At 61.7% G+C, this 14104-nt stretch carries 10 protein-coding genes; 3 read left to right on the top strand and 7 right to left on the bottom strand.

What is annotated here, in order from left to right:
- Positions 1-5: 5 nt before the first annotated feature.
- The 4 genes from DXD48_RS04450 to DXD48_RS04435 all read right to left on the bottom strand — a co-directional run bounded on the left by DXD48_RS04450 (position 6) and on the right by DXD48_RS04435 (position 6590).
- On the bottom strand, positions 6-485 hold the full coding sequence (locus DXD48_RS04450) for a 4Fe-4S binding protein (RefSeq protein WP_055252516.1): 480 nt from the start codon (positions 483-485) through the stop codon (positions 6-8).
- A gap of 11 nt (positions 486-496) precedes the next feature.
- A complete protein-coding gene (ygfK, locus tag DXD48_RS04445) occupies positions 497-3496 on the bottom strand; it encodes a putative selenate reductase subunit YgfK (protein ID WP_117564165.1) in 3000 nt (999 codons plus the stop codon).
- Positions 3497-3644: 148 nt separating this feature from the next.
- Positions 3645-5000 (bottom strand): putative aminohydrolase SsnA, encoded by a 1356-nt coding sequence (ssnA, locus tag DXD48_RS04440; protein WP_117564164.1) that lies wholly within the window; start codon positions 4998-5000, stop codon positions 3645-3647.
- Between the two features lie 195 nt (positions 5001-5195).
- Positions 5196-6590, bottom strand: coding sequence for a uracil-xanthine permease family protein (locus DXD48_RS04435; protein WP_055285183.1), 1395 nt, complete (start codon positions 6588-6590; stop codon positions 5196-5198).
- A gap of 351 nt (positions 6591-6941) precedes the next feature.
- Here DXD48_RS04435 and DXD48_RS04430 point away from each other — a divergent pair, with 351 nt between their 5' ends.
- A complete protein-coding gene (locus tag DXD48_RS04430; RefSeq protein WP_233502309.1) occupies positions 6942-7598 on the top strand; it encodes a transcriptional regulator in 657 nt (218 codons plus the stop codon).
- A 122-nt stretch (positions 7599-7720) separates the two neighbouring features.
- Here the strand turns inward: DXD48_RS04430 and DXD48_RS04425 are convergent, their stop codons facing one another.
- On the bottom strand, positions 7721-8098 hold the full coding sequence (locus tag DXD48_RS04425; protein WP_089572469.1) for a RidA family protein: 378 nt from the start codon (positions 8096-8098) through the stop codon (positions 7721-7723).
- 298 nt (positions 8099-8396) lie between these two features.
- On the opposite strand from DXD48_RS04425, the gene DXD48_RS04420 reads away from it, so the two are divergent.
- Positions 8397-10892: a U32 family peptidase gene (locus DXD48_RS04420; protein WP_117564163.1), complete on the top strand. Its 2496-nt coding sequence runs from the start codon at positions 8397-8399 to the stop codon at positions 10890-10892.
- 15 nt (positions 10893-10907) lie between these two features.
- Entirely contained in the window at positions 10908-11567 is a 660-nt protein-coding gene (locus DXD48_RS04415) for an RluA family pseudouridine synthase (RefSeq protein ID WP_233503005.1), read from the top strand.
- 378 nt (positions 11568-11945) lie between these two features.
- Here DXD48_RS04415 and DXD48_RS04410 read toward each other — a convergent pair whose 3' ends face one another.
- Together DXD48_RS04410 and DXD48_RS04405 are read right to left on the bottom strand one after the other, a co-directional pair.
- On the bottom strand, positions 11946-12692 hold the full coding sequence (locus DXD48_RS04410) for a DeoR/GlpR family DNA-binding transcription regulator (RefSeq protein WP_117564161.1): 747 nt from the start codon (positions 12690-12692) through the stop codon (positions 11946-11948).
- Positions 12693-12695: 3 nt separating this feature from the next.
- A complete protein-coding gene (locus tag DXD48_RS04405) occupies positions 12696-13775 on the bottom strand; it encodes a Gfo/Idh/MocA family protein (RefSeq protein ID WP_117564160.1) in 1080 nt (359 codons plus the stop codon).
- Positions 13776-14104: the final 329 nt, after the last annotated feature.

Here is a 14104-nt window from a genome sequence, read left to right as displayed (position 1 = left end):
CCCTTCTACACGCCGGCGGCGATGCCGGTGCGGTCGTGGATGGCGCCATGCGGGCAGACGACAGCGCACATGCCGCACGACAGGCAGTCCGCGCCGTCGATATGGGCGCAGTTGTCCTCAATGCGGATAGCGCCGGCGGGGCACTTTTTGGCGCACATGCCGCAACCGATGCAGCTCGTGTCGCAGATCTTGCGCGCAATGGCGCCCTTATCGGTATTGTTGCAGCGCACCAGGATGTTCTGATAGCCGGGAACGAAGGCAATTACACGCTGCGGGCACGCCATGCCGCACAGGCCACAGCCCGTGCACTTGGAGCGATCCACGCGGGCGATGCCATCGACCAGCGCAATGGCACCGTGGGGGCAGGCCGTGACGCAGGCGCCACAGCCAATGCAGCCTTCGCTGCAGCGGGCGTCGCCGCCTGCGGAGGCGCAACCGCTTCCGCAGGCAACGTAGGCCACGTTATGTTGAATGGATTTGGCCATAAGAGACTCGCCTATTTCTTAAGAAGGTACGAATAGTTGTCGCGCACGGCCCTGATGGTCAGGCGGACGGCCTCGGGAAGACCGGTGTTGACGGCATCGACCGAGACGGTGCGGACCGTGCCGGCGACGCGGACTTTAAAGTGGTCCTCGTCCACAGCCAGGAAGCCCTCGTTCTCGGAGTTCTCCATGTCCTGCTCGCTCCAGAACAGGGTGAGCTTGTCCTTATAGGGACGACCCTCCTGGTAGGGGCAGAACACGGCGCAGTTGCCGCACTCGTTGCACATGCCGTCGACATGTACCACCTGATGCTTGGCCAGGCCCGGCACCTTAATTGCCACGTTGGCGCGGTTGGGGCACACGTCGCAGCAGACCTCGCACACCGAGCCGCAGCCCAGGCAGCGGGTCTTGGTGCAGTTGCGCTTGTCGCGGCATAGCGACCCCTTGCGCTCGTAGCAGGTGTCCTCGCGACCGGCCTGCTCGTTGCAGTCGGCGTACTTGTTAAAGTCCACGCCGGCAATGGCACGGGCGACCTCGGCGGCGTCGGCGATAGCCTCGACCACGGTGGCAGGACCGCGGCGGCAGTCACCGGCAGCCCAAATGCCCTCGACGCCGGTGGAGGTGGCGGCAAGGCGGCCGCGACGGTCGTGCTCGACGCCCGCGGCATCGTACAGGCTGGCATCGATGCCCTCGCCCACGGCGCAAATCACCGTGGTGGCGGAAAGCTCGACGGTCTCGCCCGTGGCGACGGGGCTGCGACGACCGCTTGCATCCGGCTCGCCAAGCTCCATAACGTCGCAGGTCAGCACGGCGCCGTTGAGTACCTTGGGCGCCAGCAGCTCGCAGAACTCAACGCCGTCAGCAAGAGCAAGATCGAGCTCTTCCTCGTCGGCGGGCATCTGCTTCTTGGTGCGGCGATACACCAGGCGCACGTTCTTCACGCCTGCCAGGCGCTTGGCCACGCGGGCGGCGTCCATGGCGGTGTTGCCGGCACCAATGACCACGACGTCCTCGCCCAGCTCAAGCTTCTCGCCCTTCTTGGCGGCCTCGAGGAACTCCAGCACGTCGAGCTCGGCACCCTCGCCCAGGCCCGCAGAGCCGGGCATCCAGGCACCGGTGGCCACGACCACGTCGGTAAAGCCCTGGGCCTTGAGCTCGTCAATGGACTCCACGCGGGCGTTGAGCTGAACCTTGGCACCAAAGGCCAGGCAAAGCTCGGCGTCGTGGGAGATATCGTCGCTGGCAATACGGAACTCGGGGATCACGTGACGGACCACGCCGCCGAGCGAGTCGCGGGCCTCGAAGATGGTGACGGGCACGCCGGCGCGCGTCAGGAAGAACGCCGTCGCCAGGCCGGCCGGGCCGCCGCCGATAACGGCAACGTTGCGCTCGCCGTCGTTGGCGATGGCCTGGGCGCGCAGCTTGGGCAGCACGGCGGTCATGGCCTCGCGGGCGGCCTTGAGCTTGCTGGCGCGAATCTGGGCGCCCTCGGGCTCGTAGAATGCACGCTCGCAGGCACGGCCGCAGGGATGCGGGCAGATGGTGCCGGTAATGAACGGCAGGGCGTTGCGCTCGATGATGATGTTGAACGCGTCCTCGTAGCGACCCTCGTCAACAGCCGCCAGGTAGGCGGGAATATCCTGCTGGATGGGGCAGCTCGTGCGGCACGGCGTGGTAAAGCAGTCGGAAAGCGGGCTTTTGCCGGCGACCTTGCGGTCGGGCAGCGGGCGCAGCGGCTTCTTGTAGAGCGGGTTGGTGAGCGAGTCGGTCTGGATCGCAGTCACGGCCTCGAGCGAGACGCCCGCGAACGGCTTGCCGTCCAGGTCGGCAAACTCGCCGGCCATCTGGCTAAAGCGCTCGTAGCCACCGGGCTTGAGCACGTCAGTCGCCAGGGTAACGGGCCAAATGCCGGCGTCATACAGGGCACGGATGTTGTAGACCGTGGCACCGCCGGAGTAGCTGATGCGCAGCTTGCCATCGAACTGCTCGGTAATGCGGCGGGCGGCCTCGATGGTCAGCGAGAACAGCGAACGACCGGACATGTACATCTCGGTGGAGGGCAGCTCGTTCCTCGTCACGTCGACGGGGAACGTGTTGGTCAGCTTGACGCCAAACTCCAGGCCGCGCTCGGCGCACAGGGCAATCAGGCGCTCGAACATGGGCACGGCGTCGGCCCACTGCAGGTCCTCGCGGAAGTGCGTGTCATCGAAGACGATGTAGTCAAAGCCCAGCTCGTTGAGGCGCTGGCGGGCAAACTCATAGCCCAGCAGCGTGGGGTTGCACTTGATGTAGGTGTTGAGGCCCTTCTCGGTGATCAGATAGGTCGCGATGCGCTCGATCTCCGCTGGCGGGCAACCGTGCAGGGTAGACTCGGTGATAGAGTTGGAGACGCGCGCCGGGATGGACTCGACAAACGCGGCGTCGACATGCTCAAACTTGTCCAGGTTGGCGAGCGCCCATGCGCGGCACTCATTCCAGACGTCAGAGCCGCTGGCGTCCTTCATACCCTCGATGTAGGCGTCGACCTTGGGGCTCTTAATACCCTCGAGGTCATAACCCACGGACATGTTGAAGACAAAGCCGTCCGGGCTGCCCAGACCGTACTCGCGAGCGATCAGGTGGCAGGCAAACCATGCCTTCACGTACTCGGCAAAGGCCTGCGGAACCTCGAGCTCGGTCGACCATTCGCAGTTGTAGCACTCGTCCTGAGCCACGATGCAGGGCTTGTTCACACACTTGGAGAGCTCCTCGCCGTCCATAACCTGGACGGTCTTGAGCTCAAAGAAACGAGAACCGGCCACGTAGGATGCCACGATGTTCTGGGCAAGCTGCGTGTTGGGGCCGGCAGCCGGGCCAAACGGGGTCTCGATGCGCTCGTCAAAAATGGGAAGCGCGCCCTCCTGGTTGGTCGTGACCATCTTGCGCACGCCAAAGATGGCGTCCTGGGTCTTATGCTCCTCGATGATCCAGTTCATCAGCTGCGAAAACGGGATCGGCCTCATGATGTCGCTCATAGTGAGTTCCTCTCTGTAACGCCCGGCGAGACCGCGCGGCGGGCGCAAATACGGTGTAGCGCTAGCACAGCGCCGGCGACCCCGCGGAGGTCGCCTATACGCGCGTCGGATGCGGCGAAACATCCGGCGCGCGTGAATCTACTTGTAACTAGTAGGCGCGATCGTTGAGCGTGCTCCAGAGCTTTTTGGACTCAGCCATGGTCCACGCGTTGATCTTGTCCTCATCGATACCGACAAACTCGCGATCCTTGTACAGGACGCGGCCATTGATGATGGTGGTACGGCAGTTTTTACCCATCATGCCAAAGAGCATGTGGCCGTCGATGTTCTCCTCGCTCAGCGGCGTAAAGGGCTTGTAGTCCATAACGATGACGTCGGCGGCAGCGCCGGCCTCGAGCACGCCGAGCTTGCGATCGAAGTACTTGCTCGCCATCTTGGCGTTGTTCTCAAAGAGCATCGTCATGGCCTCGCACCAGCCCACGTTGGGCATGGCGGCGTTGTGGCGCTGAATGATCAGGAAGACCTTGAGGCTCTCGAGCATATCGTGGGTGTAGGCGTCGGTGCCCATGCACACGGGGATGCCGCGGCGGAAGAACTCGAGCACGGGGGCGCAGCCCACGGCGTTGCCCATATTGGATTCGGGGTTGTTGACGAGCCAGGTGCCAGACTCCTTGACGATATCCATCTCGGCAGGCGTCACGTGGATGCAGTGGCCGAGCATGGTGTCGGGACCCAGAAGGTTATGCTGCAGCAAGCGCTCGACGGGGCTGATGCCGCCGCGGTTGAGGCGGGAGTCCCACACGTCATTCATGCCCTCGCACACATGGATGTGGAAGCCGGTCAGGCCGTTGTTGGCCTCGGCCATCTTGTCCATGGTCTCGTCCGAAAGCGTAAAGGTGGCGTGACCGCCAAACATGGCGGCGATCATGTGGTTGTCGTTATCGCGACGCTCCTTGGCGGCCCACTGGGCAAATTCGGCGTTCTCGGCAATGGCCTGGTCGCATTTTTCCTGACCGCGGCGGTCGGAGACCTCGTAGCACAGGCACGAACGCATGCCCAGCTCCTGCGCGGCATCCTTAATGGCAAAGAGGCTGCCCGGAATCTCGCAGAAGCTCGCGTGGTGATCGAAGATCGTGGTGACGCCATCGCGGATGGAGTCCAGAATCGTGGCATAGGCGCTGGCCTTGGTGCCGTCGAGCGTCAGGTTGTCGTCGATCTTCCACCACTGCTGCTCAAGATTCTCCAGGAAGTTGGTGGGGTTGCAGCCCTTAATGGCAAGGCCGCGAGCCAGACCCGAGTAGATGTGGGTGTGGCAGTTAATGAGTCCGGGCATGATGAGGTTGCCCTGGGCGTCGACGTACTCGGCATCCGGGTACTTGGCCTTGAGCTCGCACTCGGGGCCCACTTCGACGATCGTATCTCCGTCAATGGCGACCGCACCGTTGGGAATGAACGGGGTCTGAGCGTTGCGGGTAAAAACGGAACCGTTAGCGACCAGAAGCATGAATGCTCCCTTCAACATCAGAGGCGGGGTTTGACACCTCTGACATGGCGGAGTGCGAAGCGCCGGCCTACACCGGAAACGGGCCCTCTCCCGTCAACGCTTCACCAAAGGGACAAACCCTTTGAAGTGCGGCTTGACGCCGCATGACGTCGGCGGACGAGGCGATGCGTCCGCCGACGAATAGCACCGAATTGGTTACTTCTTGCTCTCGGGCAAGACCAGATCCACGGCAGCGTCCTTGGCAGCATCGATGTGCTGAGCCACGACCGGCGTCTGCGGAAGAATCAGGTTAAGGACGATGGCCATGATGGCGGTGGGGGTTACGGCATTGGAGCCGATGACGGTGGACACCCAGGCGGGCATACCCTCGCCGGCAAGGCAACCGCTGGCCATCCAGATACCCAGGCCAAAGACGACGGAGGTACCGACGATGGTGGTAGTGCGCTGCGTGAGGCCCTCGCGGGTGAACATGCGCACGCCGTTCATGGTAATGGTGCCAAAGACGCCGACGGTCGCGCCGCCGATGACGGGCTGCGGGATAGCGGAAAGGACGGCAGAGAGCTGCGGGAACAGACCGGCGATGGCAAAGACGGCCGCGATGATCACAAAGACCCACTTGTTGACGACCTTGTTGGAGCAGATGATGCCCACGTTCTGGCCAAGGGCGCTGGTGGGAAGACCGCCCAGCAGGCCGCCGACCATAGAGGTGAGGCCCTGGGACACGATAGCGCCGGAGAGCTCGCGCTCGGTGGGCATACGGTCGATGGAGCCCAGGCAGGCGGCGGAGACGTCGCCGATAACCTGGATGGCAACCATGGGGAACACGACGGCGAGGGTAATGCAGACCTCGGGATCAAACTCGAGCGCATAGGGCATGAGCTTGGGAAGGGCGAAGACCTGAGCGGTGGCGACGCTTGAGAAGTCGATCATGCCAAAGGGGATGGAGACGATCATGCCAACGATCATGCCAAAGAACACGGATCCCAGCTTGAGCGTGCCCTTGCCAAAGTTGGCGAGCGCAAAGACCACGGCGAAGGTGATAAGAGCGACGCACCAGGCCTGCGGGGTGCCCCACAGTGGCGTACCCATACCGCCGGCCATATACTTGACGGCCGTGGGATACAGCGAAACGCCGATGGAGAAGATGACCGTACCGGTCACGACGGGTGGGAACAGCCACTTAATCTTGCTGTAGGCCAGACCAAAGAGGACCGCGACGGCACCGCCGACAATCTCGCCGCCCAACAGCGCGCCAAAGCTAAAGCCCGAGGCGCCCATGGCCTGCAGGGCCGGGAGGAACGCGAACGAAACGCCCATGACGATGGGCAGGCCGCCGCCGATGCGACGGAAGGGGGCAAAGGCCTGAAGGGCCGTGTCGATCGCCGAAAGAATGAGCGCGACCTGGATGATGTCGGTGCTCTGCTGGCTATTAAAGCCGTAGACGCCGGCCATGATGACAGCCGGGGTGATGATGCCGGCAAACGATGCCAGTACGTGCTGAAGGGCACACGGGATCATTTCCTTAACGGGAGGCATGCCTTCACGAGTGAACAGGGCTTCAGTGCCGTTCGTAACCGTCTCCTGGGTCATTTGACCACCAATCCTCGAAATAGTTGTTTTCGCATCTAACGCCCTATTGTGACGCAGTGCGGGGTTGAGGTTGTGCCTTCGTTGCATATCGTATTAAAGATGATTCTCATTCTCAATAATAATTTTTTGTTATCAGACTATTCTTCAGCTGAGATAATGCATTTCCGCAGGTCAGGAAAGTGTCTGGTCAAAATAGCATCTAACTTTTCTTTTGGTCAACCGTTTACCGCCAAAATCATACCGTTCGTCTGCATTACGTCATGTACCTGCGGATATACGAGATGATGAGCAGCGTGTTACCATGAGAAAAAATTGTTATGAAACTTCCGCTTTCACCCAAAGGAGTTGCCCGTGAACGAGACCGTACGTCGCTTTTTGCCGATGGTCGATTTCCTGGAGCAGATACTCGGCAAAAACAGCGAGATCGTGCTGCACGATTTCTCGGATCCCGACCACGCCATCGTCGATATTCGCAACGGCATCGTGAGCGGCCGTAAGGTCGGCGGTCCCGCCACCGATCTGGCGCTCAAGATCATGCACGACCCAAAGTATCGCGACCTGCCGTTTATTACGGGCTATGAGGGGCGCGGTGCCGGTGGCAAGACGTTGGAGTCAGCGACGTACTTTATCCGCGAGGATAAAGAGATCGTCGGCATGCTCTGCGTCAACACCGATCTCTCGACCGTGCGCTCCATCAACGCCATGGCACAGCAGCTCATGGCCTGCTTCGACGCGGCGCCGACGCGCACGGAGCCCGCCCCTATCGAGGTCGAAAGCCTTTCGGAGTCCACACAGGAGCTCATCGACCGCAGCATTGCCGAGTTGCTGAGCGCGCGCGGGCTGGATGTAGCGTCGCTTGGCCAGAGCGACCGCGTGGACGTCATTCGCCACCTCAACGGCAACGGCGTGTTTATGCTCAAGGGCGCCGTGGCCTGCGCCGCCACCGCGCTGGGCATCTCGGAGCCCAGCGTCTACCGCTACCTGCAAAAAGTTCGCAAGGAGGGCTAAACGTGATCCCTTGGGGACGAAGGGAAACGGATCATTTTTGTCGCATCGCTTGACAAAAGACCCTGCAGCTCGCACGCGCTGCAGGGTCTTTTTGCATGTCATGTTTAGTTGTTACCAACACCTTAGAGAGCGGCGACAACCTCGATCTCGACCAGACCGCCAGCCGGAAGAGCGGCAACCTGGAAAGCGCTGCGCGCGGGGAACGGGGCCTCGAACTTGGAGGCGTAGATCTCGTTTACGGCAGCGAAGTCGGCAATGTCAGCCAGGTAGACTGTGGTCTTGACGACATCGGCAAAGGTGGCGCCGGCAGCGGTCAGCAGGGCCTCGACATTAGCAAGGGACTGCTTAGCCTGGGCCTCGACACCCTCGGGCAGCTTGCCGGTCGCGGGATCGATGCCCAGCTGGCCGGACAGAAACACCATGTTGCCAGTCTGGATACCGGGGGAATACGGGCCGATGGCTGCGGGTGCGTTATCGGAAGACACGACGGTCTTGCTCATGTTTTTCTCCTTACAAGTAAAAGGGAACGGGAGCGCGGCGTTCACACCGGGAGGCACAGTTCGGTCTGAACACCGCGCTTGATTGGGATAGTACTCAAGGTTTCCGCGCGATGCAAGATTATTATCACGTTGCGAGAATATTTTATCGCCCAACGGTTTCCCCGGACCGCTGAACGGTTCTCATGTGAAGCAGCCAGTCCAAGCTGCTGAAGACTTTATCCCGCTTAGAGCACGGGCATCGCCTGCCGCGACGGCACCACTATACTTTTGAGTATCTGAGCATTTTGAAAGGCAGGATATGACCGCAACCGCCAGTCGAACCACCAACCGCAGACCCGAACTCTTGGCCCCCGCCGGAGGCCCGGAGCCCTTTGCCGCCGCGCTCGCCGCCGGGGCAGACGCCATCTACTGCGGCATGGGCAGCTTCAACGCACGCCGCAAGGCCACCAACTTTACCGACGAGGCCTTTGAGCAGGCCTGCCGCGCCGCGCATCTGGCCGGCTCGCGCGTCTACGTCACGGTCAACATCGTCATCAAGGAATCCGAGATGAGCGATGCGCTGCAGCTCATCCATCGCTGCTCCACGCTGGGCGCCGACGCCTTCATCATCCAGGACTGGGGCCTGTTCTTTGAGGTCAAGCGCACGATGCCCGGCATCGAGACGCATATCTCGACCCAGGCGAACATCCACGACGACCGCGGAACCCTTTGGTGCCGCGAGCAGGGCGCCGACCGCGTGACCCTCTCGCGCGAGCTTTCCATCGACGAGATTGCCGCCATTCACGATGCCGCGCCCGATGTGGACCTTGAGGTCTTTAGCCATGGCGCCATCTGCTTTTGCTACTCTGGCCTGTGTCTGCTTTCGAGCTTTGCCATGGCGGGACGATCGGCCAACCGTGGCATGTGCGCCCAGCCCTGCCGCTTGCCCTACGAGCTGATCGACGAGAACGGTCGCTCGCTCTCCCCTGCCGGTCGCGAGCGCGCGCTGTGCCCGCGTGACACCAACACTTCACAACTTGTTCGCCGCCTGTATGACGCCGGCGCCGCGTCGCTCAAGCTCGAGGGCCGCATGAAGGCGCCCGATTACGTGTATTCCATCGTCGACGTGTATCGTCATCAGATTGATGACATGCTGGCCGGAACCACCGTTGCCAAGGACGAGAAAGACGCCCGCCAGCGCCAGCTCAAGCGCTGCTTTAACCGCGACTTTACGCACGCCTATCAGGACGGCACCTCGGGCGACGAGATGATGAGCTATGAGCGTTCCAACAACCGCGGCCAGATCGTGGGCACGGTGCTGGGCAGCCGCCCGGCCAACCGCGATGTGCGCGGCCTCAAGCCCGACGACCGCCGTCGCCGCGCCGCCATCGCCCGTATTGAGCTGTTTGAGCCCGTGGGCAAGGGCGACCTGCTGGAGCTTCGCCACGATAACGAGTTTGACCAGTTCCTGACCACCATTGCCGCCGATGATGCCGCAGCCGGTGAAGTCATCGAATGTCGCGTACCCCGCAGCATGCCCGAGGGCTGCCGCGTCCGCGTGATTCGCAGTCAGCGTGCCATCGACGCCGCCGGCGCCGCGCTCAAGCGCGATGTGCTGCGCCGCCGAGCTGTTGATGTGTCCGTCGTGGCGCGTCTGGGCGAGCCGTTTACCGTTACGCTCACCTGCTGCGACGACCCTTCGCTTACGGCCACGGCCACGGGCTTTACCGTCGAAGCCGCCAAGACCCGTGCGGTCGAGGCGTCCGATCTGGTTGAGCACGTCGGCCGCATGGGTTCCTCTCCCTTTGAGGCTGCGAGCTTTGAGGTGGCGCTCGATGAGGGCTGTGGCATGGGTTTCTCCGCCGTACATAAGGTGCGCGCCGCCGCTTGCAAGGCGCTGGAAGAGGCCATTCTGGCGCCGTACGCGGAGCGCGCGAAAACGCTCGAGCTGCCGGCGATTGTCACCAGTGATTCCCGCCCCGCGCCCGAGCACTACCGCGACGAGCCGCAGATCTGCGCCACCGTCACCTCGCTCGAGGCCGCCGAGGCAGCGCGGGCGGAGGGTGCAACGCGCATCTACATGACCACCGACGCGCTCGATGCGGCCAAGCTCTCCCCCGCCGATACGTTTGAGCAGGGCATCGTACCCGTGCTCGATGAGGTCTGCCGCGCCGTTGACCACGTCCGCGTTGACCCATGGGTTGTTGCCGGCGCCACGGTCGCTATTGGCAACATCTCTGAGCTTGCCCTGGCCGCCCAGGTTGGCGCCACGGCCGAGATTCGCTCTTGCCTGCCGGTGCACAACACGCCCTGCATGGAGGCGCTTGCCGAGCGCGGAGCCGGTGCGTTTTGGCTCTCGCCCGAGATCACGCTCGACGAGATTATCTCGCTCGGCACCGCCGCGCCCGCGGCTCTGGGCATCACCGTCTTTGGCCGCCCGCGCGTCATGACAAGCGAGCATTGCATTCTGCAGGTTGCCAACGGCTGCATCCACGATTGTGCCAACTGCCGCCTGCGTGCCCGCAAGCTCTCGCTCAAGAATATCGACGGCAAGGTCATGCCGGTGCGTACCGACATCCACGGCCGCTCACGCCTGTACGACGCCTACCCCATCGACCTCACGCCGCAAGTTCCGCAGCTGCTCGATGCCGGCGTGCGCCGTCTTATGGTCGACGGAACCTTGCTCGAGGCCGATGAGATTGGCCGTGCCGTCGCTCGCGTCCGTCGCGCTGTCGAGGCGGCTCAAGCCGGCCGCAAGCCGGCCGCCCGCCTGCGCGGCGCCACCTCGGGCTGCATGTTTGTGGGAATTAGCTAACCGAAAGGCTTACACGTGAACGAAGAACCTCAAGTCCTCTACTGCGACGCCTGGCTCATGGCCATCGACAAGCCCGCCGGCATGATCGTCCACGGTGACGGCACCGGCGAGCGCACACTTACCGACTACGCCAGCGACCTGCTGCTGGCGATGGGCGACGGCTTTGCCGCGACCGACATGCAGCCGCTCAATCGCCTGGACCGTGACACCACCGGCGTGGTGCTGTTCTCACTCGACAAGCAGACGCAGCCCGCCTTTGACCAGATGATCATCGACCACGCTTTCGAAAAGCACTACCTGGCGCTCGCCGAGGGCAAGATCGACTGGAACGAAAAGCTCATCGACAAACCCATCGCCCGCGACCGACACGACAGTCGAAAGATGCGCGTCGGCGCCAGCGGCAAGCCGTCTCAAACGCGCGTGAAGGTACTCAAGCGTCTTAAGAGCCGTCGTGGCCTGCCTACGCGCTCGTATATCGATGTCGAGCTGCTCACCGGCCGCAAGCACCAGATCCGCGTGCACCTGGCCAGCGAGCATCATCCCCTGGTTGGCGACGACCTGTACGGAACGCCGCGCCCCTGCGGCCTGATGCTCCACGCCCACAGCGTGTCCTTTACGCATCCCGTAACCGGCGAGCACATCCACATCGAAGCCCCTTGCCCCTGGGAGCCCTAAACCACCACAAAGGGGACAAGCACCTTTATGGTGGTTTTGCCGCAATGGCTCAGCCGCGGTCCCAAAACGTCTCGATCTGTAACAGTTAGAACCCATTTTCCGGTCTATCTGTTACAGATCGAGACATTCGAATCCCCCTTAAGGGAAAATCTCAATCTGTAACAGTAACTCGGCAAAATCGATCCCAGATGTTACAGATTGAGACAAAGGGACGGCGCGGTTCGGAAGCATCTCAATCTGTAACACCTATCCCACTTTTAACGGTCCAGTTGTTACAGACTTAGACAGAACCAGTAGACGACGAAAGCGGCAACGTCCGTGATGGACGTTGCCGCTTTTCTATTGAGAAAACTAAATGGTTTTGACCTTGCCCCGCCGCTAGACCGTGACGACGTTGTCCATTGCCCGGTACTTGGCGGGGACCTCGCCCGCGGTGATGATCGTCGCGTCGCGGAAGTCCGCGAACTTGACGGGCGCCACCATGCCAAATTTACTGGCGTCCGAGATTACGAAGCGCTTGGCCGTATGGCGCATCGAGATACGCTTTACTTGCGCCTCCTCGATATCGGGCGCCGTGAAGCCCTGCTCGGCGGCAATGCCGTTAGAGCCCCAAAAGCCACAGTTGAAGTTGTAGCGGTCTAAGGTTGCCAAGGCATCGGGGCCAACGAGCGCCTCGGTCTCGGGTTTGAGCTCGCCACCCAGCACCACGGTACGCATGCCGCGCAAAGCAAGGCGTTGAGCATGGAGCACGGAATCGGTCACATAGGTGACATCTTCAAGGTGTGGAAGATGCTCGATGAGCCTGAGCGTCGTCGAACCCGAGTCGATGTATACAAAGCTCTCGGGCTCCACAAGTGCCGCCGCACGGGCGCAGATACGCTCCTTGTCGTCGTTATGGAGGTCGCTGCGCTCATTAAGCGTTAGGTCGCGCGTCACGTGCGCGCGCTCCAGACTTGTCGCGCCTCCGTGCACCTTGGCGATACGGTGTGCTCGGTCGAGCGTCTGCAGGTCGCGCCGAATGGTAGACGCCGTCACGCCCAGGGCTTCGGCAAGCTCCGGCACGGTAACCGAGCCGGTCTGCTGAACCATCGACACGATCGCGTTGAGCCTATCTTCCGCTAGCATCGCTTACTCCTCCTCGGGGTACACGACTCCCCAGTCGGCGCGTAGCTTGGTCATCAGCTCCATAACATCAGAAGCATAGCCCAGAAGCTCACGCTTAGAGTCGTCGCCGGCAACGGCCTTCTCAAGATCGGCCATCTCATAGCAAAGGGCGTAAGCCTCGGTGCCGGCGTGGACCTCCTCGCGGTGGCCGTCCGCAGTCCACACGATAGTCGCGTGATCGGCGCGCGGATACTCGTTGACCTCGATATAGCACTTATCGAAGCTAATAATCGAGCGCTTGGGTTGCTTGGAGTGGAGCGTGAGGCTCACAACACCCAGCTGCTGCTCGGCATTACGGCAGACGATGCCGCCCGCAACGTCAACACCGGTCTCACAGGTGTTGCCCAACGAAACGACCTCAATGGGCTGGCTTGCCATAAAGAGACGCATGACGGACAGGGCATACACGCCAATGTCGAGCATGGCACCGCCAGCAAGGTTGCGGTTGTAGAAGCGATTGGTCAGATCGCCGTACTCCTTGTAGCTACCAAAGTTGAGCTGGGCGAGGTTCATGCGACCAAACTCGCCGGCATCCATGCGACGGCGCAGCTCTTGATACAAGGGCATATGAAGCACCGTGGTGGCGTCCATGAGGACGACGTTGTGCTCGTCGGCGATGGCACGCGCCTCGTCGAGCTCAGCGGAATTGAGGGTAATGGCTTTCTCGCAGAGCACGTGCTTGCCGGCGGCCAGCGCGTCACGCAGATAGGTGATATGCGTGTTGTGCGGCGTGGTGATATAGACGGCGTCGATGCCCGGATCGGCGTAGAGGTCCTCAACCGATTCATAGACCTTCTCGATGCCATACTGCTCAGCAAAAGCCTGAGCCTTGGACAGCGTACGGTTGGCGACGCCCGCAAGCTTGCGGCCGGCAAGAGCGAGAGACTGGGCCATCTGGTTGGCGATAACGCCGCACCCGATCACAGCCCAACGAAGCTCGGGAGCCGTAAAGATATCATCGGGGAATGGCTTGTCCTGGACCGAAGCGAACGCTGCTTTTGCGGCTGCCGCGGAGTCGAGTGGAGCCTGCTTGGAATCTACCATATGTGCCTCCTGTGTCATAGAACGTCTTGCATTTCGGATAGCTCTATATTCGCAAAAACACGCGCGTCTGTGCGCGTTTTTGCGTATCTCACCGCTAAACGGTCATTTTTGTCCCGTAAACGGCGCATCTATACGCATATTCACGCAATCCCACGCACGCAAATACGCACAAATGCGAACCGGTCATTGCTCAGAGACAGGGGCTTATGCTTAGAACTCAAAAGACAGGATGATCCGCTTCGCCTTCGCTCATGGCGCGCTGCAGCTCTAAGGACCGTCCCAAACTGCCGGCACAGACGATATGAGCAGGACATAAAACATTGAGAGCC

This window comes from Collinsella sp. TM05-37, from assembly GCF_003436455.1.
GTDB lineage: Bacteria > Actinomycetota > Coriobacteriia > Coriobacteriales > Coriobacteriaceae > Collinsella.
Note: the sequence above shows the minus strand (reverse complement) of the source record. Positions and strands in the feature narration are given on the sequence as shown.